Annotated in this window: 20 protein-coding genes; 5 read left to right on the top strand and 15 right to left on the bottom strand. The window is 70.9% G+C overall.

Translation table 11 applies throughout. The annotated features are described in order from the left end of the window. Nucleotides 1-37: 37 nt before the first annotated feature. The 3 genes from HFL01S_RS12290 to HFL01S_RS12280 all read left to right on the top strand — a co-directional run bounded on the left by HFL01S_RS12290 (nt 38) and on the right by HFL01S_RS12280 (nt 2,827). Nucleotides 38-853, top strand: a complete 816-nt coding sequence (locus HFL01S_RS12290) for a heme ABC transporter ATP-binding protein (protein WP_439648601.1) — start codon at nt 38-40, stop codon at nt 851-853. Further along, a complete protein-coding gene (locus tag HFL01S_RS12285) occupies nt 850-1,305 on the top strand; it encodes a hypothetical protein (protein ID WP_066258788.1) in 456 nt (151 codons plus the stop codon). The genes HFL01S_RS12290 and HFL01S_RS12285 overlap by 4 nt, the downstream gene beginning before the upstream one ends. Nucleotides 1,306-1,405: 100 nt before the next feature. Then, nucleotides 1,406-2,827, top strand: a complete 1,422-nt coding sequence (locus tag HFL01S_RS12280) for a class II fumarate hydratase (RefSeq protein WP_245644796.1) — start codon at nt 1,406-1,408, stop codon at nt 2,825-2,827. A gap of 21 nt (nt 2,828-2,848) precedes the next feature. Here the strand turns inward: HFL01S_RS12280 and HFL01S_RS12275 are convergent, their stop codons facing one another. From HFL01S_RS12275 to HFL01S_RS12205, 15 genes are all read right to left on the bottom strand, one after another. Further along, the gene (locus tag HFL01S_RS12275) at nt 2,849-3,871 is read right to left on the bottom strand and encodes a DUF1513 domain-containing protein (RefSeq protein WP_245644795.1); all 1,023 of its coding nucleotides are present in this window, start codon (nt 3,869-3,871) and stop codon (nt 2,849-2,851) included. Between the two features lie 136 nt (nt 3,872-4,007). Further along, entirely contained in the window at nt 4,008-5,072 is a 1,065-nt protein-coding gene (locus HFL01S_RS12270; protein WP_066258781.1) for an imelysin family protein, read from the bottom strand. 10 nt (nt 5,073-5,082) lie between these two features. After that, nucleotides 5,083-6,588, bottom strand: a complete 1,506-nt coding sequence (locus HFL01S_RS12265; protein ID WP_066258779.1) for a di-heme oxidoreductase family protein — start codon at nt 6,586-6,588, stop codon at nt 5,083-5,085. A gap of 6 nt (nt 6,589-6,594) precedes the next feature. Beyond that, a complete protein-coding gene (locus tag HFL01S_RS12260) occupies nt 6,595-7,782 on the bottom strand; it encodes an imelysin family protein (RefSeq protein ID WP_066258777.1) in 1,188 nt (395 codons plus the stop codon). A gap of 99 nt (nt 7,783-7,881) precedes the next feature. Then, nucleotides 7,882-10,290 carry a TonB-dependent siderophore receptor gene (locus HFL01S_RS12255; protein ID WP_066258775.1) on the bottom strand — a complete coding sequence of 803 codons (2,409 nt, stop codon included), beginning with the start codon at nt 10,288-10,290 and terminating at the stop codon, nt 7,882-7,884. A gap of 106 nt (nt 10,291-10,396) precedes the next feature. Next, a complete protein-coding gene (locus tag HFL01S_RS12250) occupies nt 10,397-11,656 on the bottom strand; it encodes a sigma-70 family RNA polymerase sigma factor (protein ID WP_066258773.1) in 1,260 nt (419 codons plus the stop codon). A 1-nt stretch (nt 11,657) separates the two neighbouring features. Beyond that, the gene (locus HFL01S_RS12245; protein WP_066258771.1) at nt 11,658-12,113 is read right to left on the bottom strand and encodes a hypothetical protein; all 456 of its coding nucleotides are present in this window, start codon (nt 12,111-12,113) and stop codon (nt 11,658-11,660) included. After that, nucleotides 12,110-12,442 (bottom strand): DUF3325 family protein, encoded by a 333-nt coding sequence (locus HFL01S_RS12240; protein WP_066258768.1) that lies wholly within the window; start codon nt 12,440-12,442, stop codon nt 12,110-12,112. The genes HFL01S_RS12245 and HFL01S_RS12240 overlap by 4 nt, the downstream gene beginning before the upstream one ends. After that, nucleotides 12,435-14,144 (bottom strand): PepSY-associated TM helix domain-containing protein, encoded by a 1,710-nt coding sequence (locus HFL01S_RS12235; protein ID WP_066258767.1) that lies wholly within the window; start codon nt 14,142-14,144, stop codon nt 12,435-12,437. Before HFL01S_RS12235 ends, HFL01S_RS12240 begins: the two co-directional genes overlap by 8 nt. An 11-nt stretch (nt 14,145-14,155) precedes the next feature. Further along, on the bottom strand, nt 14,156-14,455 hold the full coding sequence (locus HFL01S_RS12230; RefSeq protein ID WP_066258766.1) for an iron uptake protein: 300 nt from the start codon (nt 14,453-14,455) through the stop codon (nt 14,156-14,158). A gap of 4 nt (nt 14,456-14,459) precedes the next feature. Further along, nucleotides 14,460-16,613 (bottom strand): TonB-dependent siderophore receptor, encoded by a 2,154-nt coding sequence (locus HFL01S_RS12225; protein ID WP_084383250.1) that lies wholly within the window; start codon nt 16,611-16,613, stop codon nt 14,460-14,462. A gap of 167 nt (nt 16,614-16,780) precedes the next feature. Beyond that, entirely contained in the window at nt 16,781-17,731 is a 951-nt protein-coding gene (locus HFL01S_RS12220) for a 1-phosphofructokinase family hexose kinase (RefSeq protein WP_066258840.1), read from the bottom strand. A gap of 44 nt (nt 17,732-17,775) precedes the next feature. Continuing rightward, complete coding sequence (locus HFL01S_RS12215; protein ID WP_245644794.1) at nt 17,776-18,324, bottom strand: MOSC domain-containing protein; 549 nt, start codon at nt 18,322-18,324, stop codon at nt 17,776-17,778. A 31-nt stretch (nt 18,325-18,355) separates the two neighbouring features. Further along, entirely contained in the window at nt 18,356-19,753 is a 1,398-nt protein-coding gene (locus tag HFL01S_RS12210; protein ID WP_066258763.1) for an aminopeptidase P N-terminal domain-containing protein, read from the bottom strand. 43 nt (nt 19,754-19,796) lie between these two features. Continuing rightward, entirely contained in the window at nt 19,797-20,531 is a 735-nt protein-coding gene (locus HFL01S_RS12205; RefSeq protein WP_281179913.1) for a nucleotidyltransferase family protein, read from the bottom strand. Between the two features lie 113 nt (nt 20,532-20,644). Between HFL01S_RS12205 and tkt the strand changes: the two genes are divergently transcribed. Both tkt and gap read left to right on the top strand, forming a co-directional pair. Continuing rightward, on the top strand, nt 20,645-22,720 hold the full coding sequence (tkt, locus tag HFL01S_RS12200) for a transketolase (RefSeq protein ID WP_066258761.1): 2,076 nt from the start codon (nt 20,645-20,647) through the stop codon (nt 22,718-22,720). 41 nt (nt 22,721-22,761) lie between these two features. Further along, a complete protein-coding gene (gene gap / locus HFL01S_RS12195) occupies nt 22,762-23,760 on the top strand; it encodes a type I glyceraldehyde-3-phosphate dehydrogenase (protein WP_066258759.1) in 999 nt (332 codons plus the stop codon). Nucleotides 23,761-23,781 lie beyond the last annotated feature (21 nt).

The following is a 23,781-nucleotide window of genomic DNA, read 5'->3' as shown; positions in this document are numbered from 1 at the left end:
CTGGCCGGAACCGGCGCCTGTCCATGACCCGGCGTCGCTGCAGGCGGACGACATCGCCGTCCGCATGGGCGGCGCCTGCCTGCTCGACGGCGTGTCGCTGCGGCTGTCCCCCGGCGAGGTGGGCGCGGTGCTCGGCCCCAACGGCGCCGGCAAGTCCACGCTGCTGTCGGTGCTGGCCGGGCTGCGCGCGCCCGACGCCGGGCAGGTGGTGCTGGGCGGGCGGCCGCTGCCGTCGCTGGCCGCCGCGGCGCTGGCGATGGAGCGCGCCGTGCTGCCACAGGACACCGGCGTGGCCTTCGACTTCTGTGTGCGGGACGTGGTGGAGCTGGGCCGTTACCCGCACCGCGGGGCCCCCACGCGCGACGAGGCCGGCATCGCGCAGGCGGCCATGGCGCTGACCGGTGTGGGCCACCTGGCTGGGCGCGCGCTCAACAGCCTCAGCGGCGGCGAGCGGGCGCGGGCGCAGCTGGCGCGTGTGCTGGCGCAGATCTGGCACCCGCTGCCCGGGGGCCGCCCGCGCTGGCTGCTGCTGGACGAGCCCACCGCCGCGCTGGACCTGCGCCACCAGCACGCCACCATGGCCACGGTGCGGCGCTGGGCGCGCGGGCAGGGCGTGGGGGTGCTGGCGGTGCTGCACGACCCCAACCTGGCCCTGCGCTACGCCGACCGGGTCTGGGTGCTGGACGGCGGCCGGCTGCAGGCCAGCGGTGCCCCGGCGCAGACCCTCACGCCCGCGCTGCTGCAGCGGGTCTGGGGCGTGCGGGCGCGGCCGGTGGTGGATGCCGACGGCTGCGTGCAGCTGCTGATGGCGCCGGGCGGGGACACAAGCAAGGACAGGGAGGACATGGCATGAACAACAGACTGGTGGTGGTGCGGGGGCGCGCGCTGTCGGCGGCGCAGGACCTGGCGCTGGAGCATGTGGCGCTGGTGGGGCGGCTGGGCCGGCTGCAGCAACGCGTCACCGAACAGCTGCAGGCCGGCGCGCGCCGGCAGGCCGCGCTGGAGGCCGAGAACCTGCGCCTGCGCTGCGAGCTGGTGCGCATGCGCACGGCGGTGGCCTGGGACCTGCGGCCGGCGGCGCTGCAGTCGCCCTCCAGGCCTGGTCCAAGGGCCGTCGCGCCGCGTGTGGATGCCGAGATGCGCGAGGCCCAGTCCGTGATCTGCCAGACCGGCTGTGCCGGCCACGCCCACCCCTGGCTGGAACCCGACGGGCAGTGCCGGCGCACCGGGCAGGCCTGCGACCGGCTGGAGGACGAGACCCTGTCCGCCGCCGCCCGCGGGGCAGGGCCGTCGGACCCGGAGTGACCCTGCCCGCAGTGGTCGCATCGGGTGGCACCGGGGTGGTGCCCGGCGGACGGGCGCACCATGATCCCCCGGCCCTGCGGCCGCCCGAAGGGAGCCACCCATGAACCCACCTCACATGCCGGGCCCTGCGCCGGAGCACGGCGCCTGGCGCACCGAACACGATTCGATGGGCGCGGTGTCCGTGCCGGCCCAGGCGCTCTACGGCGCGCAGACCCAGCGCGCCGTGCTCAACTTCCCGGTCAGCGGACAGCCCATGCCGGCGGGCTTCGTGCGTGCGCTGCTGCAGCTCAAGGCCGCCGCCGCACAGGCCAACGGCGAGCTGCAGGCCATTTCCGCCGCCGAGGCCGGGGCCATCGCGCAGGCCTGCGCCGCGCTGCTGGCGCTGGACGACGCGGCGCTGCTGCCGCACTTCCCGGTCGACGTGTTTCAGACCGGCTCGGGCACCAGCAGCCACATGAACGCCAACGAGGTGATTGCCACACTGGCCAGCCGCACGCTGGGCACGCCGGTGCACCCCAACGACCACGTCAACGCCAGCCAGAGCAGCAACGACATGGTGCCCAGCGCCATCCACGTGGCCGCGGCGCTGGCCCTGCACCAGCGCCTGCTGCCGGCGCTCGACCACCTGGTGGCGGTCACGCAGGCCAAGGCCGCGCAGACCCATGCCTACGTCAAGACCGGGCGCGCCCACCTCATGGACGCGACGCCGGTGCGCATGGGTCAGGCGCTGGCCGGCTGGGCGGCGCAGCTGGAGGCGGCGGCCGGGCCCCTGCGCGCCGCGTGCACCGCGCTGCTGCAGCTCGCGCTGGGCGGCACCGCGGTGGGCACCGGGGTGAACGCCGACCCGCGCTTCGCGCCGCTGTGCGCCGCCGCGCTGGCGCGCGCCACCGGCCTGCCGTTCGCGCCGGCCGCGAACCGCTTCGCACTGATGGGCGCGCAGGACACGGCGGTCGCCACCTCGGGCGCGCTCAAGACGCTGGCGGTGGCGCTGATGAAGATCGCCAACGACCTGCGCTGGATGAACTCCGGCCCGCTCGCGGGCCTGGGCGAGATCGAGCTGGAGAGCCTGCAGCCGGGCTCGTCCATCATGCCCGGCAAGGTCAACCCGGTGATCCCCGAGGCCACCGCGATGGTGGCGGCGCAGGTGATCGGCAACGACACCACCCTCAGCGTTGCCGGGCAGTCGGGCAACTTCGAGCTCAACGTGATGCTGCCGGTGATCGCGCGCAACCTGCTGGAGAGCATCGGCCTGCTGGCCAACGTGATGCCCCTGCTGGCGGACAAGGCCATCGCCAGTTTCAAGGTCAACGAGGTGCGGCTGCAGCAGGCGCTGGCGCGCAACCCCATGCTGGTGACCGCGCTCAACCCGGTGATCGGCTATGCGAAGGCCGCCGAGATCGCCAAGCAGGCCTACCGCGAGGGCCGGCCCATCGTCGATGTCGCGGTTGAACGCACCAGCCTGCCGCGCGAGGAACTGGAGCGGCTGCTCGACCCGGCGCGGCTGACCGGCGAGGACACGTAGCCGCTGCGCGGGGTTCGGTGCTCAGCCCACCGCAACCCAGTGGTTGTCGAGCTGCAGCGGTGCCATGGTGGGCCGGGCCTCGCCCTGGTCGCCGAGCACGCTGGTGGCGCCGCCCAGCCACCAGCGGCCGTCGCGGCTGGCCAAGGCGCAGGCTTCGCGGTGTGCCAGCGCGCGCTGCCAGACACCGCGCGCGTCGTACAGCGCCAGCTGGTGCGTGCGCGGACAGCTGACAGCGAAGCCGCCACCCGGCCAGGCGCAGATGTCGCCGCCGTAGCCGGCCACCGGCGGCTGGCCCTCGGCGGCGCGCAGGGTGCGGCCGTCCCACACCGCGAGCACCGGCGCGCCGGCCTTGTCGGTGGCCTGCGGGTGTTCGGCCTGCAGCGCGATGCCCAGCGTGCCCGAGACCGGGTCGAAGGCCAGGTGGCGCAGGCTCAGGAACGGGTCGGCCAGGCGCCACTGGCCCAGCAGGGCGCCGCTGTCCGGGTGCAGCGCCACCAGGGACGAATCCATGCGACCGAGTTCGCGCTTGCTGCGCCCGGTTTCGGGCAGCGTGGGGATGCCGCCGTTGGCCACCATCAGCGTGCCGGCGGGCAGGTCACCCACCGCCTGCGGCAGCGCCAGCAGCTGGTGCGGGTCCATGCCGTGCGTGGCCCACTCGCCGGTCTTCTCCAGCGACGCCGCGTCGCGCACGCCGATGCGGCCCTGCGCAGTGTCGAGGTTGGTTTCAGTGGTCCAGAGCGTGGTGCTGTCGGCGCGCGCGATCACGTGGCCGTTGAAGCGCCGGTCCTCGCCGATCCAGTGCCACTGCGTGCGGCCGCTGGCCGGGTGCCAGCGCAGCAGCCAGTCGCCCGGTCGCCGCGCGACCGCGAGCACCGAGCCTCCAGCCTCGGCCCACAGCCCGTGTGCCCGCGTCGGCACCACGAGCGACCGCTGCACCGACCACGAGGTGTCACCGACCCCCAGCAGGCCGATGCGCTGCTCGTCCTGCTGTTGCCAGGCCGCGAGCAGGGTGGCGTCGGAGCGCGCGGCACGGGCAACAGGCATGAGCGCCGAGCCAGCAGCCATCAACATCAGCCGCCGGCGCGAAATGCCTTCATCAAGCGGCCACCGCGGAACCGGCTTTGCCGGGCCGCCAGTGGCGTCCCCCCGGGGGGAAGACGCCGAAGGCGGCGCAGGGGGGTTAGTCTCCATCAGCATCAGAAAACCCCAGCGGCACATCCAGCGCCGCCGCCACCTCCGCCTGGAACAGCGTGGTCACGCCCTTGAGCGTCTTCGACAGCGCCATCAGCTCCTTCTCGCCCGCCTTCGCGGGCAGCGCGGCGATGGCGGCGTCGGCGCGGTCCAGCGCCTGGCCCCAGCGCTGCGCCACCGCAATGTGGCCCTTGCCCATCAGCAGGGCCTCGATGGGCACCAGGCCCTGGCCCGGCTGCGGCGGCTGGGCGCGCTGCGCGGCGCTCAGGCGCGCCTGCACCCGCAGCGCCTGCCACTGCGCTCGCCACTCGACTGCGTTGTCGGCAGGAGCCAGACGGGCGAACTCGGGCACGTGACCCTTGCCAGCCGTGCGGGCCTTCTGCACCGGCTGTTCGATGTGGGCCCAGCGCAGCCGCTCCAGGCCACCCAGCCACTGGTTGATCCACTCGGCGAAGGCGCTGCGGGCGGCGTCCTCGTCTTGCGTCCAGTCGCGCGCAGCGAGTGCGTCGAAATCAGTGCGCAGCGCCACCGCCTCGGCCTCGATGCCTTCGGCCACCAGCACGAGGTAGGGGCAGTGCGCGGGCGAGGGTGGGGCGGCCAGCAGCTGTTCCATGGCCGGAAAGCCCTTGGCCGGTGTGCCGATGGACTCCATGTCGGCCAGCGTCTTCGGCGCGCGCTCCAGCGCCTTGGCCAGCAGGGCAGGCCGTGTGGGCCAGAAGTCGATCTGCCGCTGCGAACGGCGCTCGATCACCGGGCCCAGCGCGGGGCTGGACAGGGTCTGCCACGACAGCAGGGCGCGGCGCCAGGCGTCCTTCAGCGCCGCGGGGGCGGCGGGGCCCGCGCAGTGCTGGCGCGCGGCAGCGGTCAGGGCTTTGGCCTGCGATTCGAAGTCGCGCGCCAGCGGCGGCAGGTGCTGCGCGTACAGGCCCTGCAGCGCGTCCTCGCCGCTGTAGTAGGGGAAGGCGAGCACGCCACCGGTCTGCGCGTGCAGACTGGTGACGGGCAGCGCCGCGATGGCCAGCAGGCCGGCCAGGGTGTGTCGGCGGTTGATCATGTTTGCGCCTTCACAAGGAGTTGACGAACGCGATCAGCGCGTCGCGGTCACGTTTCGAGAACTTCAGCACCTGGTCCTTGGACGCCAGTGCCTCGCCCCCATGCCACAGCACGGCTTCGAGCACGCCGTTGGCGCGGCCGTCGTGCAGCAGGCGCTGGTGGCCGTTCACGTCCTTGAACAGACCCACGCCCCACAGCGGCGGCGTCTTCCATTGCCGGCCATTCGCCTGGAAGTCCGGCCGGCCATCGGCCAGGCCCTCGCCCATGTCGTGCAGCAGCAGGTCGGTGTAGGGCCAGATGCGCTGGCCGGCCACCTTGGGGCTGGTCAGGCGCGGGAACAGCGGCTCGCCGGTGGTGTAGCCCGGGCGGTGGCAGGCAGCGCACTGGGCCTGCGCGAACAGCGCCTGACCGCGCAGCACCTGCGGGTCGTCGGGCTTGCGGCGCGCGGCCGGGGCCAGGGTGGCGGCGTAGAACACCACGTCGCCCAGGGTCTGGTCGTCGATCTCGGGCACCTGCGCGCTGGCCTGCGACGAAGGCATGAGCCCGTCGTGGCCGGTGCGCTTGCCGCCGCCGTGCGGTGCGGCCAGACAGTCTTTCTGCGCGGGCGCACAGGCCTCGCGCCAGTTGACGCTGCTGGTGATGCCCATGTCGCCCAGGAACGCGCCCGCGCTCTGGTGCGCCAGGCTGCCGGTGTTGGCCTTCCAGCCGAAGCGGCCGATGACCTCCTTCTGCGCGAAGGCGTCCCAGACGCGGTTGGACTGGCCCTTGATGGGGCCGGGCGCGGCGGCCTGCTCGCGCGCGTTGGCCAGGATCTCGCTCTCGGGAATGGCTTCGAGCAGACCCAGGCCGGCCATGTGCGGCGCAATGCGCGGGCTGACCATCACGTCCCTGGCCATCGGGCCGTAGCCGAGATCGGTGAAGCTGTAGACGGGTTGGTGCAGCGTGTAGCGCGTGCCGTCGGCGAAGCGGCCGTGCACCGGCGTGCTGCGGATGCGCACCGTGCCCTCGGGCTTCACGCCCTGGATGGCGGCGTTGTTGAACTGGTCACCGTAGGTCGGCTCGGGCACCACGCCGTCGTGCGGCGCGGGCGTGCCCGGCACCGAGAGGCGGAACAGCAGCGCCACCGTCGGGTCGGGCTCGGGGCCGAGCGTCTTCTTCCAGTCGGGCGGCGCACCACGGCCATCCATCACGTGGCAGCCGGCGCAGGAGCGCGCGATGAAGTGCGGGCCCAGGCCGTCGCGCGCCGTGGTGGAGGCGGGGGTCTCGACCCAGTTGCGCTTGAAGAAGGAGTTGCCGATGACAAAGCGCGTGCGCTCGGCATCGTCCAGGTTGGCCAGCGGGAAAGAAAACGAGTTCTTGCCCGTGGTGTGCACGGTGGTGGCACCGCCGGTGAATTCGCCCAGCGGGTCCGGGTCGGCGTCGGCGGCGGCCTGGCTGATCAGCAAGAGCGCCGCCACCCCGAGGGCGGCGGCTCCCATGGCTGGCGCAAGGCGCGTGGCTTTGGGTAGGAAGTTCATGAAGGATCAGGGCTCCACGAGGGTCAGCTTGGCGATGCCGACGGCGGAGGCCGACTCGACCAGCAGCTTGGACTGCGACACCAGGCTGGCGATCGTCTTCTCGATGGCCGGGTGGCCGGCCGAGCCCTTGACGATGGCGCGGTCGAACGGCGCGGGAATGGCCTCGGCGCCCTTCACGGAGTCGGCGATCTGGGCCGTGGTCTTCTCGGCCAGGGCCGGGTTCTTGGCGGCCACCAGGTCGCGCACACCCGGGCCCTTGAGCACGCTGCCGTCGCGGCGCGTGTACTCGCCGGTCCACACGTTCTGGATGCCCTTGGCGTTGCTCACCACGTCGCGGTGCGTGTTGTCGGAGAAGCAGGAGTGTTCGTCTTCTTGGTCCTGCGAATTCAGCGCCACTTCCATGCGCTCGCCCGAGAGTTCACCGCGCGAGAGCGAGCCCAGGCCGACGATGATCTTGCGCACCGACTCCTTGCCGCCCTTCTCGAACTTGGCGCGGTAGTTCTTGGCGTTGGGTTCCCAGGCCTTGACCATGGCCGACAGGTCGTCGATCAGCAGCTCGGTGGCCACGGTCAGGTACTGCGCGCGGCGCTCGGCGTTGGGGCCCTTGCCCACCACGTAGTCCTCGAACGAGCGGTTGCCCGGGCCGGTCTCGCTCTGGTCCTGGCCCCACAGCAGGAACTCGATGGCGTGCCAGCCGGCGCTGATGTTCTCTTCGCCGCCGCGCTCGTTGGCCTTGGCCAGCGCCGCCTTGGTGATCTTGAACTTGGCGTTGTTGACCATGCCCGCGCCGGCCTTGCCGGTCACGTAGTCCACATAGGCCTCGTCCAGCGGCCAGGCGTTGATCTGACCCTCGGGGCCCTTGTCGTCGTCGATCGGGCCGCCGTAGAAGCGGAAGGCCTCCGTCTGGCCGTAGAACTCGCGCGCGTCCAGCCAGGCCTTGCGGGCCTTGGTCAGGCCGTCGGCCGAGGGCGCCTTGGTGAACTCGGCGATGGCGGCCTGCAGGTCCTTGGCGGCGGCCAGGGTGTCGGCGTAGTTGGCGTGCACCAGAGCCGCGTAGTGGGTGGCCACGGCCTTGTGGTCGACGGCTGCAGCCGCCGCGGCCGCGGGTGCAGCGGTCTGGGCATGGGCCGGCAGCGAGGCGGCGGTCAGGGAAGCCAGGGCCAGCACGGCGGCGGCGACGGTGTGCAGTTTCATCGGTGGTTGCTCCAGTGGAAAGTAAATGAGAACGATTTTATTTTAGATGTGTTTGCCGGCGATCCGGACCGCCGACAGGGCTTGATGCCGATCAAGCTTTCAGAACCGGGTCTGCAGGCTCAGCGACACGTTGCGCGCCTCGCCCAGGTTGCCGGCCGACCAGCCGCCGCCGGCCCAGTACTTCTTGTTGAACAGGTTGTAGACGTTGCCCAGCAGGGTGAGCGCCTGGCCGCGGACCGAGAAGTCGTAGGCAAACCCGGCGTTGAAGACCGTGCGGGCCGGGATCTGCAGGGTGTTGGCGTCGGTGGTGTAGGACGCACCCGCGTAGCGGGCGGTGCCGTGCAGCTTCAGTCCCCGCACGGCCGGCACCAGGTACTGGACGCTGGCCGCCACCTGCCACCTGGGAGCAAACGACGGCGCATTGCCCTGGAGCGCAGCGTTGTCGATGGAGACCTTGTCGATGGTGGCGTCCAGATAGACCGCCGACAGGCCGACGCTCAGGGCCTTGCCCAGCGGGTAGGCGCCGCTGAGCTCCAGGCCCTGATAGGTCAGTCGGCCGTCCTGGGTGAGGAAGCGCTCGCCGCCGCGCAGTGCGTCGATCTGGTTGGCGCGTTCCACCCGGAACAGGGCCGCCGCGTAGTCGACGCCTTCGTGTTCGTGTTTGGCACCGATCTCGTACTGCTTCGACACCGTGGCCTTGAGCAGCTCGCCGGCGTTGGCGTAGGGCGGGCTGACGCGGGCACCGGGCTCCAGCCCTTCCACATAGCTGCCGTAGAGGCTGGTGTGGGCGTTTGGCTTGTGGATCAGCGCCAGGGTGGGACTGGTGTTGGTGATGTTGTAGGCGGAATCGACCGCCGGGTCGCCGTCCAGGTCCTTGATGCGGTAGCGCGTGAACCGCAGCCCGGCGATGGCCTGCCAGCGGTCATTGAAATGCAGCGTGTCGCTGGCGAAGACCGAGGTCTGGCGCGTGTCGGAGCTCACCGGCAGCAGCGCGAAGTCGGGGGTGCGGGTGGACCGGTACGTCTGCTCGCGGTAGAGGTTGCCGTTGAAGTCGTTCGACCAGTAGAACTCGCTGGCCCAGCGGTCGCGGCTGGCCTGCATGCCGGCCCCGGCCACCAGATCGTGCTTCAGGCCCGCGGCCTGCACCGTGCCCTGCAGCACCGCCTGCGAGAACACGTTGTCCAGCTGGCCGGCGAAGTTGTACATCGCGCCCCTGTAGTCGCCCTCTCGGTTGAGCAGGTCGGCAAAGGCCTTGTTGGAGCGGTGGTCCTTGCGCGAGAAGCCCAGCTGGGTCTTCAGCGTCCACTGGTCGTCGATGGCCCAGTCGATGCCGGTGGACGCCAGCAGGGTCTTGGTCCGGTAGTAGGCGTTGTCGACGTTGAGCTGGTCGTAGTCGTAGGTCACGGTGGGCAACTGCCCGCCGCTGCCCACGTGGTCGTAGGCTTCAAGGTAGAGCTGGATGGGCTCGGCCTGGTTGCGGCTGTCCTCGTAGACCAGGGTGTTGTGCCACTGGACCGAGCGGCTCAGCGACTGGTCGAGCGCGAGGGACGCGACCGTGCGGTCGATCTTGGCCGCGTTGTAGGCCGTGCCCTGTTCGGTGGCGACGTTGGCCCGCAGGCCGGTGTCCTCGGTCAGCCGCCGGCTGGTGTCCAGGTGCACCGTGGCCAGGCCCGGGTTGCGGTAGCCCAGCTGCACCAGGGTCTCGTTGTCGGCCTTGGGCCGCTTGAGCTGGTAGCTCAGCGCCCCGCCCGGTTCACCGAAGCCGTACATGAAGCCCGTCAGGCCCTTGAGGGCGGTGACGCTCTCGGTGATCTCGGTCGGAAAGTCGCCGCCCCAGTACAGCAGCATCGGGATGTCGTCGATGTAGGTGTTGCGCACCGGCAGGCCGCGGATCTGCGTGCCCCACCAGTCGGTCGCGAACGAGTTGGTCGGGGTCGAGACGGCGGCGTCCTTCGCGAAGATCTGGCCGATCGACTTGGCGCCGCGTTCGGCGATGTCGTCGCTGTCCACCGTGGCGACGGAAAACGGCGTGTCCAGCAGCTTCTTGTCGCCCAGGGCGCCAGTGCTGCTGTTCTTCGACAGGTAGCCCAGCGCAGACGCCGGGCCCAGGGCCTTGGCGGTGACCTTCACTTCGGGCAAGGCGGCGTCGGCACCGGGGGGCGTGCCGTTGGGCGCGGCGGGCCGGATGCTGACCGCCGCGCCGTCCACCGTGGCGCTCAGGCCGCTGCCGGCCAGCAGCCGGTCCAGCGCCTGGCGGGCGGTGAGCGGGCCGGTGACGGCGGGAGCGGTCTTGCCCGCGACCAGCGACTGCTGCACTGCGAGCTGCGCGCCGGTCTGTCGCGCCCAGGCGTTGAGCGCCTCGCCCAGCGGCTGGGCCGGCAGGGTGATGTTGATGGGCGCGGCATCGGGCGCCAGAGGGCTGCTGGCCTGGGCCCAGAGGGCGCCACAGGCGAAGGCCAGGGACAGGGCGAGGGCCAGCGGGGCGGGCCGGGGGGTGAAGCGGTGCATGGGATCTCCAACGACGTATAAAAAAAGCGGTCGTTCCGGTAGACGCACCAGCCCCGGTGTTGCCGGAGTGGCCCGCCACTTTTTTTGTGCGGCCGGTGGGCAGCGGTCAGTGCGCCGGCTTCAGGTGCACGCCGCGGGTGTCGGTGGCCAGCCGCAGCGGCAGCGCGGCCGTCAGCAGGCGGCGGGTGGCCGCGGCGTCGTGCGGGTCGAAGGTGCCGCTCAGCCGCAGGCCGGCCACCGCGGGGTCTACCGACGCGATGCCCTGGGGCGCGTAGCGCTCCAGTTCGGCCAGTGCCTGCGCCAGCGGCCGGTTGTCGATGCTCAGCAGGCGCTCGCGCCAGGGCGCCGCGCCACCGGCCGGCACACGCTCCACCGACCGAAGCCCGCCACCGGTGTCGAAGACGGCCCGCTGGTCGGCCTCCAGCAACAGCGGCTGCCACGCCGCCGCCGAGCCATCGCCGGGGGCCACGCGCACGCGCCCGTGCTCGACCGCCACCTCCACCCCGGCGCGCCCGGGCACCTCGGGTGTGAGCCGCACCGAGAAGCGTGTGCCCACCACGGTCACCTGCACCGCATCGGCCCGCACATGGAACGGTCGCGCGCTGTCGGGCGTCACGTCAAAGAAGGCCTGGCCCTGCAGCAGCCGCACCGTGCGGTGGCCGCGGTGGAAGGCCACCTCGATCCGCGTGGCGGTGTCCAGCCGCAGGTGGCTGCTGTCCGGCAGGGTCAGCCGCTGCTGCTGGCCGCGCCGGGTGCTGAACGCCTGCTGGTACAGGGGCTGCGCCCGCCAGTGCGCCCAGCCGGCCCAGCCGCCCAGGCAGGCCAGCCCGCCCACCGCCAGCACGGAGGTGATGGCGTGCCGGCGCGACGGCGTGCGGCCGGGCAGGGCCTGCGCGCAGGCGCGCATCGCCACCTTCAGGTGCGACTCCACCGTCTTCACGCTCACCCCCATGGCCTGCGCCACCTCGGCGCGGCTGAGGCCATCGATCTTGGCGAGCACAAAGGCTTCGCGCGCCCGCGGCGGCAGGGCGGCCAGGGTCTGTTCGAGCCGCTGCAGGCGCTGGCGGCTATCCAGGATCACTTCGGGCTGGTGCGTGTCCGGTCCGGCGTGTTCGTCCCGCTCGGGGCCGTCCGGGTCGAACGCCGCCAGGCTCGCCGCGCCGCGGACGGTGCTGCGGCGGTGGTGGTCGGTGAGCAGGTTGCGCGCCGTGGTGTAGAGCAGCGCGCGCGGCTCCATCACCGGGCGGGCGCCGGCGGCCGAATAGACGCGCGCAAAGCTCTCCTGTGTCAGGTCGGCCGCGAGGTCGCGGTTGCCCACCCGCCGGGTGAGGAAGTTCAGCAGCTCACCGTGAAACCGTTCGATCACGTCAGTGCCCGGTTCCGTCCGATACCGAGGGCGTGCCGCGCTCGATGCGCACCACCAGCGTGTCGCCCTCTCCCAGGACCTCGCCCTGGTCCGCCAGCCAGCGGGCCAGGCGCAGCGCGATCAGGGGATCGTCCAGCCGGGTTCTGCGGCCGTGATGCTCCAGCACCAGCGGCTGGCCGGGGCCGGCCTGGGCCCGCACCGGCAGGCGGTAGTAGAGGCGGCGTTCTTCCTTCGACGTGAAGCGCTCGATGAAACCCGCCCGCTCCAGATCGGCCAGCGCGTGCGCGATGCTGCTCACGTTCAGCGCACGCCCGGCCTGCATCGCGCTGCGGTACAGGTCCTCGCAGCACCGCGGCGCGCCGCCCGCCTGCGCCATCAGGTTCAGCACCGTGGTGCGCCCGAGGGTGGGGCGAAGGCCCGCCCCGCGCAGGGTCTGTGGGGTGTCGGCCGCGTTCATGCGGGCCGGACGTTGCGCCCGCCCAGCACCCAGGGCGCCAGCCACCGGGGCCGGCGGCTGAGCACCATGGCCACGCCCACCGCGCTGCCGGCCAGCAGCATGATCCAGACCAGCACCGCCATCGACGGCCAGTCGGCCGACAGACAGGCCAGGAGCGAGAGCAGCAAGGCCGCTGCGCCCAGGGCTCGCAGCCGCCGGCGCGGGCGCAGCGCCTCGTCGGCGTGCCGGTGCATCACCTGGCCCCAGTGCACCTCCATCGCCAGCGCGAGCCAGGCCATGCCGCTGAAGTTCAGCGCCGCGGCCAGCAGCAGCCAGAACGCCTCAGACATGGGCCACCTCCGCCGCAGCGTCGTGGGCCGGTTCGGCGGCGTTGCGGGGGGCACCCTGTTCGCGCCGGGCCAGCTGGCGCGCCGCCCAGCCGGCGATGGCCGCGCTCGCCAGCAGGCTCAGGTCCACGCCGGCCACGGCCCAGTAGGTCTCGGTGAACATGGTCTTGACCAGGTGGTCGCCGGTGGTGAGGGCATTGAGCACCACCGCCGCCACGGCCAGCGCCACGATGGCCCAGCACTGCTCGCGCCAGGCTGGGTTCATGCGGGCCTGGGCCACCGGGGCGCTGCGCACCAGGGCGTGCGCCAGGGCAAGCGCCCAGACGGCGAAGAAGACCGCCTTTTCCCAGTCGCCCTTGCCTGCCAGATCGGGCGGCAGCAGGCGGTTGGCCACCAGCATGCCGATGGCGGCGATCACCATGCCGGTGACCGTGGTCACGGCCAGCGCGTCGACCACGCGGCTTCCCTGTCCGCCCGCCTTCGCGTGCTGCTGCTTGCGCTTCTCGACAAAGAAGATGAAGCCGGTGGCGATGCAGACGCAGCCCAGCAGGCCACCCAGCACGTACAGCCAGCGCAGGAACCAGTGTTCGAAATGCTGCAGGTGCAGGCCGGTGAGGAACTCGTTGATCTCCGAGACCGGGCTGCGCGGCGGGTCCTCGCGCAGCAGCTCGCCGGTGCTGCCCTTGAAGTGGATGCCCTCGCCCACCAGCGCCACGCGGTCGCTGCCGGCGCGGTAGACGCTGACGTAGCTGTTGGCGTCGCCCACGTGGTGCACCATCAGAAAGCCCACCTCGCCCGCCATGTCGCGCGCGGCCCAGCGGCGTTTGGCTTCGGCCACCATCGCGTCCACCGAGGCCAGCGGCGCGGGCACACCGGCGGCCTGGTGCGGCAGGCCGGTTTCCTGCGCCTCCATCACCTCGTGGCGGTCGTGCAGGCCCTTGAGCTGGAACTGCGAGACCGGCAGAAAGTAGAAGGCCGCAAAGATCACCAGGCCGGTGAAGGCGAAGAAGAAGTGGAACGGCAGCGCAACCACGCCCGTCATGTTGTGCAGGTCCAGCGCGCTGCGCTGGGTGTGCTTCTTCGGCCGGAAGGTGAAGAACTCGCGGAAGATCTTGCGGTGGATCACCACGCCGCTGACCAGGGCGGCCAGCATCACCAGCGCGGCCAGGCCAACCAGGAAGATGCCCAGGTTCTTCCACTGCCAGTTCAGGCTGTAGTGCATGGGGTAGAACCAGTCGCTGCCGATCTTGAGCTGGTCGGCGCGCACCACGGCGCCACTGCGCGGGTCGATGGTGGTTTCGCCGTGGATGTGGTTGTGGCCGTCCGGGTCCTTGGCCAGCGGCACCTTGAAGCCGATGCCCATGCGCAGCACCGGGTCGCGGTGCGTGGTGTAGGCCCAGTACTCGTCGGCGGGCAGTTCCAGGCGCGGCGTCATCGGGCCTTTGGCCGGGTCGTGCAGCGTGGCCATGTTGGCCGCGTAGTCGGTCTGGTCGGGCTCGATCTTCCTGAACGCCGGCAGCAGCAGTTGATCGAACGACGGCATGGGCTGCGGGTCGAAGCGCGTCTCGGGAATGGCCCAACGGTCGATCTCGCGGTCGAACACCGAGAGCGAGCCGAAGAAGAACACCACGATCAGCACGAAGCCGATCACCAGGCCGAACCAGGTGTGCAGCCAGGCCATGGACTGCCGGACGTTCTGGAACATGGGGTTTCCTTTCAGGACAGGATCGCGCGCTGGAGGGCCCAGGCGGCGGTGAACAGCAGGGCCGCGCCCCCGGCCAGCACGGCCCAGACGCGGGCGATGCTGGCGGCGGCGAAGCTCCAGAGGAACAGGCCCAGGAACACCAGGAAGGCGAGCATGAGCACGCCCATCTCGGCGTCTTGGTACTCCACGCCCAGGCCCACCAGCGCCGCCACGCCGGCCGCCGCAAAGCCCCAGGTGAATGCGTAGGCGCCGAAGATGCCGGCGGTCACGCGGGCGGTGATGTGGGCCCGGGTCGGTGCGTGCCGTGCCATGGCTTCAGTACGCCCAGCTCAGCGTCACCGAGGCGCTGCGCGGCTCGCCGTAGTAGTTCTGGTCCCACAGCAGGCTGTTGAGGTACTTCTCGTCGGTGGTGTTGCGCAGGTTGGCCGTCAGGCTCCAGTGCTTGTTGAAGCGGTAGCGCGCCATCAGGTCCAGCAGGGCGTAGGCGTCCTGGGCCGAGGTGATGCCGCCGCCCTGGTCGCGCGAGATCGCGCTCTGCCATTTCAGGCTGGCGCCCAGCTCCAGGCCGGGCACCGCGTCGATGGCCACCGTGGTCGACAGGCGCAGGGTCTGGCGAGGCACGAAGGTGCGCACGTTCTGTCCGTCCTCGCCCTTGATGCGGTTCTGCGCGTAGCCGGCGCTGAGCTGCCAGCCCGGGGCCACGGTGCCGGCGATCTCGGCCTCGAAGCCGCGCGCCGTGGCGTCGACCCCGCGGTAGTAGGAGATGCCGTTGGCAAAGCCGGCGTACTCGGCGGTGTTGTCCTGCTGCGTGCGGAAGACGGCGAGGCTGGCGTTCAGGCGCTTGTCGGTCGACTCGAACTTCATGCCCACCTCACCGGTGCGGCCCTCCACCGGGTCGAGCACCGCGCCGCTGGCGTCCAGCTCGATCTGCGGGTTGAAGATGCTGGCGGCGCTGCCGTAGACCGAGACGTTCGGATGGACGTCGTAGACCAGGCCGGCAAAGGGCTGGGTCTTGCTGGCGCGGTAGTTGTGGTCGACGCCGTACTGCACGCCCGCGCTGCTGGCGCGCGTGAGGTTCAGCCCGGCGATCAGCTTGAGGCTGTCCGAGAGGCTGAACTTGCCGGCGCTGTAGACCGTGCGGCGCTTGTCGACGCGGTGGCCGAAGGCCGAGACGCCCTGGTCGAAGTCGGGCATCGCGAAGCTGCCGTCCAGCACCTGCTGCAGCGTCAGCGCCTGGCCCAGGTCGTCGTAGCTCGACGCCATGTCCACCTTGTTGCGGCCGGCCGAGGCGCCGAACACCGCCTCGTGCTGGCGGCCGCCGAGCTGGAACGGCCCCTTGAACTGCAGGTCGGCGAGGGTCTGGCGTTCCTGGTGGTCGTAGGTGGAGGGCCAGCTGAACAGGCCGGCGCCGGTCGCGCGGTCGGGCGTGCCGTAGATGTAGAGCATGGCCGTGTCCGAGCGGATGCGGCGCTGGTTGAGCGTGGCCTTGGCGCTCCAGCCGTTGCCCAGGTCGTGCAGCAGCTCGGCGAAGCTGCGGCCGTCGTTGGTGTTCCAGCGCGCCCAGGCTGGTGCGGAGCTGGCCGAGCTGTCGTAGTCGATGGCCGAGCCGTCGCTGTAGTACAGCGGCAGCGCGCCCCACATCAGGCCCTGGGGCCGGTTGTTCTGCTGGGCGTGTCCCAGGGTCAGCACGGTGGACGGGCCCAGGTCGGCCTCGATCACCCCCGAGGCCACCTGCTTGCGGGCCTGGTAGCGGTCGAGGTAGGAGTCCTTGTCTTCCTCGGCCACGATCAGGCGGCCGCGCAGGCTGCCGCTGGCGTTCAGCGGGCCGGCCAGGTCGGCGTCGACCCGGCGCAGGTTCCACGAGCCCAGGGTCAGGCCGGCGCTGGCCTGCAGCTGCGCGGTCGGGCGCTTGCGCACGAAGTTGACCGTGGCCGAGGGGTTGCCGGTGGACGAGAGCAGGCCGTTGGCGCCGCGCAGCACCTCGACGCGGTCGTAGATGGCGGTGTCCATGTCGCCGTTGAGCAGGCCCGAGGCGAAGGGCAGGCCGATGCCGTCTTCCTGGAAGTTGGTGATGTCGAAGCCGCGGGCCGAGAAGTAGGTGCGGTCGGTCTCGACCTTCTCGACCTGCACGCCGGTGACCCCGGACAGCAGAGTGCGCACCTCGTTGAGGCCGAAGGCCTGCATCTGGGCCTGCGAGGTCACGCTGATGGACTGGGGCGTCTCGCGCAGGCGCAGGTCCAGGCCGGTGGCCGAACTGGACACCGGCGCGCCGAAGGCCGGCGACTGTTCGGAGGGCGCGGCGATGGCGTTGGCGCGCACGACCACCGTGCCCAGCGCGGGCTCTGTGGCGGTGGCCGTCTGGGCCAGGGCGGACGGGGCCAGTCCGAACAGGACCGAACTGGCGAGGGCGATGCGGGAGGCGAGGGCGAGCGGGCTGAGCGCTGCCGGGGCAGACAGGTGGGTGTTCATGGATCAAGAGACAGCGGACCCGTCGGTCGACGGGGGTCATTGGCTGGCTCTTGGCGGCGCGCGCAGCAGGCGCGCCAGTGGCTGGCTGGTCTTAAATGATAACCATTATCAATAAATGTTTCAAGATGCCGTCGCGGCCCGTGCGGTCCCGGGCCCGCGCCGCGGCCTCAGGCCACCGCCCGCACCTGGACCTTGGCGAACATCCGCCGCACGTCGTCCGGCCGCGCCAGCCCGGTGCCGGCCGTCAGCAGCGCGGCCGAACCCGCGGCCACGCCCCAGGCAAAGGCCTGGTCCATTGGCATACCGTGCTGCCAGGCCCAGACCAGGCCGGCCACGAAGCTGTCGCCCGCGCCCACCGCGCTGGCCACCGGCATGTCCAGCGGCGGCGCAAACCACATCGCGTCGCGCGTGACCAGCAGTGCGCCCAGGTGGCCCAGGGTCAGCGCCACGATCTCGGTCTTGCCGTCCTGCACCAGCTGGCGCGCCGCGGCCTGCCACTGCGCCGGCGTCTCCAGCGCCTGGCCGCTGAGCTCGGCCAGCTCCTTGAGGTTGGGCTTGAACAGGAACACGCCCTCGGCCAGCGCCGCCGCCAGCGCCGGGCCCGAGGCGTCGAGCACCAGCTTGGCGCCGCGCTGGCGGCACAGGCGCGCGACGCGGGCATAGAAGTCGGCCGGCACGCCTGGCGGCAGGCTGCCGCTGGCGACCACCAGGTCGGGGAACGCCGCGAGCTGCTCCAGGTGCTGCAGGCAGGCCATCCACTCGGCCTCGCTCAGGTGCGGGCCGGGCATGACGAAGCGGAACTCGGCGCCGGTGCTGTGTTCGTGCACGGTGAAGCTGACGCGGGTTTCGTCGGCGATCGGCAGGAACACGCTGTCCAGCCCCTCGTCGCGCATGCGCTTTTCCAGCCACTGACCCGGGGAGCCACCGGTGGGGCACAGCGCCACGCAGCGTCCGCCCAGCCGCGTGAGCACGCGCGCCACGTTGACGCCGCCGCCGCCCGCGTCGTGCAGCGTGTCGCCGCAGCGCAGCTTGTGCGTGGGCACGACGGATTCGGTCTCGGTCGCGAGGTCGACCGAAGGGTTCATGGTCAGGCAGAGGATGCGGGGCGGGGTGTTCATGCGGCGGTTGTACCGCATGCGCCGCCCGGCGGCTTTGCCCCGCCTCAACGGATGTGTTTGGCCCGCTTGGCGAGAAAGGCCTGCGCCACGGTCATGCCGCGCCGGCCGGGGCGCACAGCGATGTCCTGTCCGGCCTGCACCGTGCCCGGCTGCGCCACGGCCAGGTACCAGCCGCAGTTGCAGGCATCCACCATGAGACGCCCTGCGTCGGGCAGCCCGGTCACGGCGTTGAACTTCGAGCAGGGTTCGCGCGGCGCGGTGACGCGCAGCACCAGATCGCCGATGGCCCATTCGTCGCCAATCCACACTTCGCTCTCGCGCAGGCCTTCCACACTCAGGTTCTCGCCGACGAAGCCGAACGGCAGCGGTTCGTCGAACATCGATACGCTGCGTTCGCGCCGCAGGCACTGCCAGGTCGGCAGGTGTTCCACCGGGTAGGCGTAGACCGCCTTGTCCAGGCCACCGTGGTAGGCCGGGTCGGCCTGTTCGTCGCCGGCCAGGCCCAGCGGTCCGACCGCCACCGCGCCGCCCACCGGTGTCTTGCCGATGGCCGACAGCACGCGCCGCTCACCCACCCTCAGGGGGCGGACCACGCCGGTCTGGACGCTGACGATCCGCGCCACCTCAGCCGCGCATCAGCGCTTCGATCTCGTCGGCCTTGACCGGCACGTCGCGCGTGATCAGCTCGCAGCCGGACTCGGTGACGATGGCGTCGTCCTCGATGCGGATGCCGATGTTCCAGAACGCCTCCGGCACACCCTCACCGGGGCGCACGTACAGGCCGGGCTCGATGGTCAGCGCCATGCCCGGGCGCAGGATGCGGCTGGGCCGGTCCTTGATCACTTCGCCGGACAGCGGGTCCTTGCGCTCGTTCACCGTGCCCACCTCGGTCGGCTCAACATAGCTGCCGCAGTCGTGCACGTCCATGCCCAGCCAGTGGCCGGTGCGGTGCATGTAGAACGGGAAGTAGGCGCGGCTGGCGATCACGTCCTGCGCGCTGCCGACCTTGTTCTTGTCCAGCAGCCCCACGTCCAGCAAGCCCTGGGCCAGCACGGCCACCGTGGCCTCGTGCGGGTCGGTGAAGCGGTTGCCGGGTTTCGTGGCGGCCACCGCAGCGTCCTGAGAGGCCAGCACCAGGTCGTACAGCGTGCGCTGCGGGCCGGTGAACGTGCCGTTCGCCGGGAAGGTGCGGGTGATGTCCGACGCATAACCGTCGAGCTCGCAGCCGGCGTCGATCAGCACCAGCTCGCCGCTGCGGATGGGCGCGGCGTCGGCGCGGTAGTGCAGCACGCAGGCGTTGGCGCCGGCGGCCACGATGCTGCCGTAGGCCGGATACTGCGAGCCGTGCTGGCGGAACTCGTGCAGCAGCTCGGCGTCCAGGTGGTACTCGCGCACGTCCTGCCCGGCGCGCAGCATGGCGGCGCTGCGCTGCATGGCGCGGATGTGGGCGCGCGCGCTGATCTGCGAGGCGCGGCGCATCACGGCCTGTTCGTGCGCGTCCTTGATCAGGCGCATCTCGTCCAGCGGGCCGCACAGGTCGCGCTGCTGCTCGGGGCAGAGCGCGCCGTAGCGCACGCGGGCGCGCACGGGTTCGAGCCAGCCGTTGATGCGGCCGTCCAGCCCCTTGTGGGTGGCGAACGGGTACCAGACCACGCTGCGGTTTTCCAGCAGCTTGGGCAGGCGCTGGTCCAGCTCGGTCGTCGGGAAGGCGGCCTGCACGCCCAGCGCGTCGGGCGCGGCGGCGGGACCCAGGCGGATGCCGTCCCAGATCTCGCGTTCTTGGTCCTTGGGGTTGCAGAACAGCGTCGCCTCGCCCTCGGCGGTCAGTACGAGCCAGGCGTTGGGCTCGGTGAAGCCGGTCAGGTAGTAGAAGTAGCTGTCGTGCCGGAACAGGAAGTCGCTGTCGCGGTTGCGCTGCTGCTCGGGCGCGGTGGGCACGATGGCGATGCCGCCGGGGGTCAGCTGCGCGGCCAGGCGGGCGCGGCGCTGTGCGTAGAGGGTGAATGAGGTCTGGGCGTCCATCGCCGCATTGTGCGGCTTTTGATTGCGCGCGTGCGGCGCAGGGTCAGCGGTTTAGTTCGTCCAGTCGCTCGGGCGTGCCCACGTCGGTCCAGGGCCCGTGGTACAGCTCGGCGCCCACGCGGCCGGCGTCCATCGCCTTGCGCAGCAGCGGCGCCAGCGGCTCGGCTGTGCCCTGCGGGTTGCCCGGGACGGTGTCGCTCCAGGGCGACTCGAACAGCTCGCGGCGGTACAGGCCGATGGTGCTGTAGGTGAAACGCTCGCCGTCGGCGGTGTTCAGCGCGCGGCCGTCGGCCGAGAGTCCGAAATCGCCCCGGGGGTTGTGCGGCGGGTTGGGCACCAGCCAGAGATGGGCCAGCCGGTCGCTGGCGACGAAGCGGTCCACGCTGTCCTGGCTGAAGACGAAGTCGGGCGCGTACACGTCGCCCGCCAGCACCCAGAACACCTCGCCCAGCAGGGGCAGGGCGCGCGAGATGCCGCCCGCCGTCTCCAGGGCGTAGCCGAAGTCCTGCCCTTCGTGCGAGAACCGCAGCTCGGCGTCCCGGTGCTGCTGCGGCCAGTCGGCGAAATGCGCCGCGATCTGCTCGCCCAGCCAGGCGGTGTTGATCACCAGCCGGTCAAAGCCGCCCCGCGACAGCGCTTCCATGGCCCACTGCATCAGGGGCTGGCCGCGCAGCGGCAGCAGGGGCTTGGGGGTGGTGTCGGTGAGCGGCCGCATGCGCATGCCCCGGCCGGCGGCCAGGATCATGGCGGGAATGGGCGTGTGGAGGGTGGAGGCCATGGTGGGTGCGCGTTCGGTGAACCGCCGCGCGCATTATGGTCCGCCGACGGGGGCCGATAAAATCCCCGGTTTCGGCCCGCGCCGACCCCTTCTCTCCTCCCCTCCCCCGCACCATGTCCGACGCTACCCCCAGCACCGCCCCCGCCCCCGTCTCTACCGTGAGCGCCCAGACCCAGGCCAACGCCATCCGCGCGCTCGCCATGGACGCGGTGCAGGCCGCCAACTCCGGCCACCCCGGCGCCCCCATGGGCATGGCCGACATGGCCGTCGCGCTGTGGGGCCGCCACCTGCGCCACAACCCGACCAACCCCGCCTGGGCCAACCGCGACCGCTTCGTGCTGTCCAACGGCCACGGCTCCATGCTGATCTATGCGCTGCTGCACCTGACGGGCTACAAGCTGCCGATCGGCGAACTCAAGAACTTCCGCCAGCTCGGCAGCAAGACCGCCGGCCACCCCGAAGTCGGGCACACGCCCGGCGTCGAGACGACCACCGGCCCGCTGGGCCAGGGCATCACCAACGCGGTGGGCATGGCGCTGGCCGAGAAGCTGCTGGCGTCCGAGTTCAACCGCGAAGGCCACTCAATAGTCGACCACCACACCTACGTGTTCCTGGGCGACGGCTGCCTGATGGAAGGCATCAGCCACGAGGCCGTGGCCCTGGCCGGCGCCTGGAAGCTCAACAAGCTGGTCGCCCTGTACGACGACAACGGCATCTCCATCGACGGCCAGGTCGCGCCCTGGTTCATCGACGACACCCCCCAGCGTTTTGAAGCCTGCGGCTGGAACGTGATCCGTGCCGTCGACGGCCACGACGCCGACGCCGTGAGCGCCGCCATCGCCGCCGCCAAGAACAGCGCCGACAAGCCGACCCTGATCTGCTGCAAGACCAGCATCGGCAAGGGCAGCCCGAACCGCGCCAACACCGCCAAGGCCCACGGCGAGCCGCTGGGCGCCGAAGAAATCAAGCTCACCCGCGAAGCCCTGGGCTGGAGCCACGAGCCGTTCAAGATCCCCAAGGACGTCTACGCCGCCTGGGACGCCAAGGACGCCGGCAAGGCCGCCGAGGCCGCCTGGAACGAGCAGTTCGCCGCCTACAAAGCCGCCTTCCCCGAGCTGGCCAAGGAATTCACCCGCCGCATGAAGGGCGAACTGCCGAAGTCGTTCAACCAGGTGGCCGTCAACGCCGCCGTCGAAGCCCACACCAAGGCCGAGACCGTGGCCAGCCGCAAGGCCAGCCAGATCGCGCTGGAGCACTTCACGGCGGCCCTGCCCGAGCTGCTGGGCGGCTCGGCCGACCTGACCGGCTCCAACCTGACCAACACCAAGTCCACGCCCAACCTGCGCTTTGACCTGGCCGGCAATGTCGTGAAGAACGACGCTGGCGTGGGCGGCCGCCACATCAACTACGGTGTGCGCGAATTCGGCATGGCCGCCATCATGAACGGCGTCGCCCTGCACGGCGGTTTCATCCCCTACGGCGGCACCTTCCTGACCTTCAGCGACTACAGCCGCAACGCGATCCGCATGGCCGCGCTGATGAAGCAGCGCGTGATCCATGTGTTCACCCACGACTCCATCGGTCTGGGCGAAGACGGCCCGACGCACCAGTCGATCGAACACGTCGCCAGCCTGCGCCTGATCCCGGGCCTGGACGTCTGGCGCCCCGCCGACACGGCCGAAACCGCCGTGGCCTGGGCCGTGGCCCTGCAGACCGCCAACCGCCCCAGCGCCCTGTGCCTGTCGCGCCAGAACCTGCCCTACGCGCCCAAGGCCGATCTGGCCGACATCAGCAAGGGCGGCTACGTGCTGTCCGAGCCGGCCGACGTGGGCCTCAAGAAGAAGGCCCAGGCCGTGATCATCGCCACCGGCTCCGAAGTGCAGCTGGCGCTCAAGGCGCAGGAACAGCTGGCCAAGGAACACAAGATCGCCGTGCGCGTCGTGTCCGTGCCCAGCACCAGCGTGTTCGACCGCCAGAGCGCAGAGTACAAGGCCGCCGTGCTGCCCAAGGGTCTGCCGCGTGTCGCCGTCGAGATGGGTTCGACCGACGGCTGGTGGAAGTACGGCGTGTCGGCCGTGGTCGGCATCGACACCTACGGCGAATCGGCCCCGGCGCCGGTGCTTTTCAAGCACTTCGGCTTCACCCCCGAGAACGTGGCCGACACGGTGCGCGCCGTGCTCGCCAAATAAGGTTTCCCCTTTTTTTTTCATCCATCACAGGAGCTGAGGACATGGCTATCAAAGTCGGTATCAACGGTTTCGGCCGCATCGGTCGCAACGTGCTGCGCAGCGCGATTCAGAACTTCCCGGACATCGAGATCGTGGCCATCAACGATCTGCTGGAGCCCGACTACCTGGCCTACATGCTCCAGTACGATAGCGTGCACGGCCGCTTCAAGGGCACCGTGTCCGTCGAGGGCAACACCCTGGTCGTCAATGGCAAGAAGATCCGCCTGACCGCCGAGAAGGACCCCGCCGCGCTGAAGTGGAACGAAGTGGGCGCCGACGTGGTGATCGAGTCCACCGGCATCTTCCTGGACAAGGCCGGTGGCGAGAAGCACCTGGCCGCGGGCGCCAAGAAGGTCATCTTCTCCGCCCCCTCCAAGGACGACACCCCGATGTTCGTCTTCGGCGTGAACGACAAGACCTACGCCGGCCAGGCCATCATCTCCAACGCCTCCTGCACCACCAACTGCCTGGCCCCCGTGGCCAAGGTGCTGCACGACAAGTGGGGCATCAAGCGCGGCCTGATGACGACGGTGCACGCAGCGACCGCCACCCAGAAGACCGTGGACGGCCCGTCCAACAAGGACTGGCGCGGTGGCCGTGGCATCCTGGAAAACATCATCCCGTCCTCCACCGGCGCTGCCAAGGCCGTGGGCGTGGTGATCCCCGAGCTGAACAAGAAGCTGACCGGCATGAGCTTCCGCGTGCCGACCTCCGACGTGTCGGTGGTGGACCTGACCGTGGAGCTCAACAGCGAAGCCAGCTACGAAGAGATCAAGGCCGAGATGAAGGCGCAGAGCCAGGGCGCGCTCAAGGGCGTGCTGGGCTACACGGAAGACAAGGTGGTGGCCACCGACTTCCGCGGCGAGACCTGCACCTCGGTGTTCGACGCCGACGCCGGCATCGCGCTGGACAAGACCTTCGTGAAGGTCGTGAGCTGGTATGACAACGAGTGGGGCTACTCGAACAAGTGCCTAGAAATGGTCCGCGTCGTGGCGAAGTAAGCTCCCCCCTGCGCCGCTTCG

Origin of the sequence: Hydrogenophaga flava NBRC 102514 (assembly GCF_001571145.1) — a bacterium.
Taxonomy (GTDB): Bacteria; Pseudomonadota; Gammaproteobacteria; order Burkholderiales; family Burkholderiaceae_C; genus Hydrogenophaga; species Hydrogenophaga flava.
The sequence above is the reverse complement of the archived record's forward strand: the minus strand, read 5'-3'. Positions and strand labels throughout refer to the sequence as shown.

Coding starts and splice junctions, on each gene's coding strand:
- HFL01S_RS12285 (WP_066258788.1), top strand. CDS start 850: ATGAACAACAGACTGGTGGTGGTGCGGGGGCGCGCGCTGTCGGCGGCG.
- HFL01S_RS12280 (WP_245644796.1), top strand. CDS start 1,406: ATGAACCCACCTCACATGCCGGGCCCTGCGCCGGAGCACGGCGCCTGG.
- HFL01S_RS12275 (WP_245644795.1), bottom strand. CDS start 3,871: ATGCCTGTTGCCCGTGCCGCGCGCTCCGACGCCACCCTGCTCGCGGCC.
- HFL01S_RS12270 (WP_066258781.1), bottom strand. CDS start 5,072: ATGATCAACCGCCGACACACCCTGGCCGGCCTGCTGGCCATCGCGGCG.
- HFL01S_RS12265 (WP_066258779.1), bottom strand. CDS start 6,588: ATGAACTTCCTACCCAAAGCCACGCGCCTTGCGCCAGCCATGGGAGCC.
- HFL01S_RS12260 (WP_066258777.1), bottom strand. CDS start 7,782: ATGAAACTGCACACCGTCGCCGCCGCCGTGCTGGCCCTGGCTTCCCTG.
- HFL01S_RS12255 (WP_066258775.1), bottom strand. CDS start 10,290: ATGCACCGCTTCACCCCCCGGCCCGCCCCGCTGGCCCTCGCCCTGTCC.
- HFL01S_RS12245 (WP_066258771.1), bottom strand. CDS start 12,113: ATGAACGCGGCCGACACCCCACAGACCCTGCGCGGGGCGGGCCTTCGC.
- HFL01S_RS12240 (WP_066258768.1), bottom strand. CDS start 12,442: ATGTCTGAGGCGTTCTGGCTGCTGCTGGCCGCGGCGCTGAACTTCAGC.
- HFL01S_RS12235 (WP_066258767.1), bottom strand. CDS start 14,144: ATGTTCCAGAACGTCCGGCAGTCCATGGCCTGGCTGCACACCTGGTTC.
- HFL01S_RS12230 (WP_066258766.1), bottom strand. CDS start 14,455: ATGGCACGGCACGCACCGACCCGGGCCCACATCACCGCCCGCGTGACC.
- HFL01S_RS12225 (WP_084383250.1), bottom strand. CDS start 16,613: ATGAACACCCACCTGTCTGCCCCGGCAGCGCTCAGCCCGCTCGCCCTC.
- HFL01S_RS12220 (WP_066258840.1), bottom strand. CDS start 17,731: ATGAACACCCCGCCCCGCATCCTCTGCCTGACCATGAACCCTTCGGTC.
- HFL01S_RS12210 (WP_066258763.1), bottom strand. CDS start 19,753: ATGGACGCCCAGACCTCATTCACCCTCTACGCACAGCGCCGCGCCCGC.
- HFL01S_RS12205 (WP_281179913.1), bottom strand. CDS start 20,531: ATGGCCTCCACCCTCCACACGCCCATTCCCGCCATGATCCTGGCCGCC.
- tkt (WP_066258761.1), top strand. CDS start 20,645: ATGTCCGACGCTACCCCCAGCACCGCCCCCGCCCCCGTCTCTACCGTG.
- gap (WP_066258759.1), top strand. CDS start 22,762: ATGGCTATCAAAGTCGGTATCAACGGTTTCGGCCGCATCGGTCGCAAC.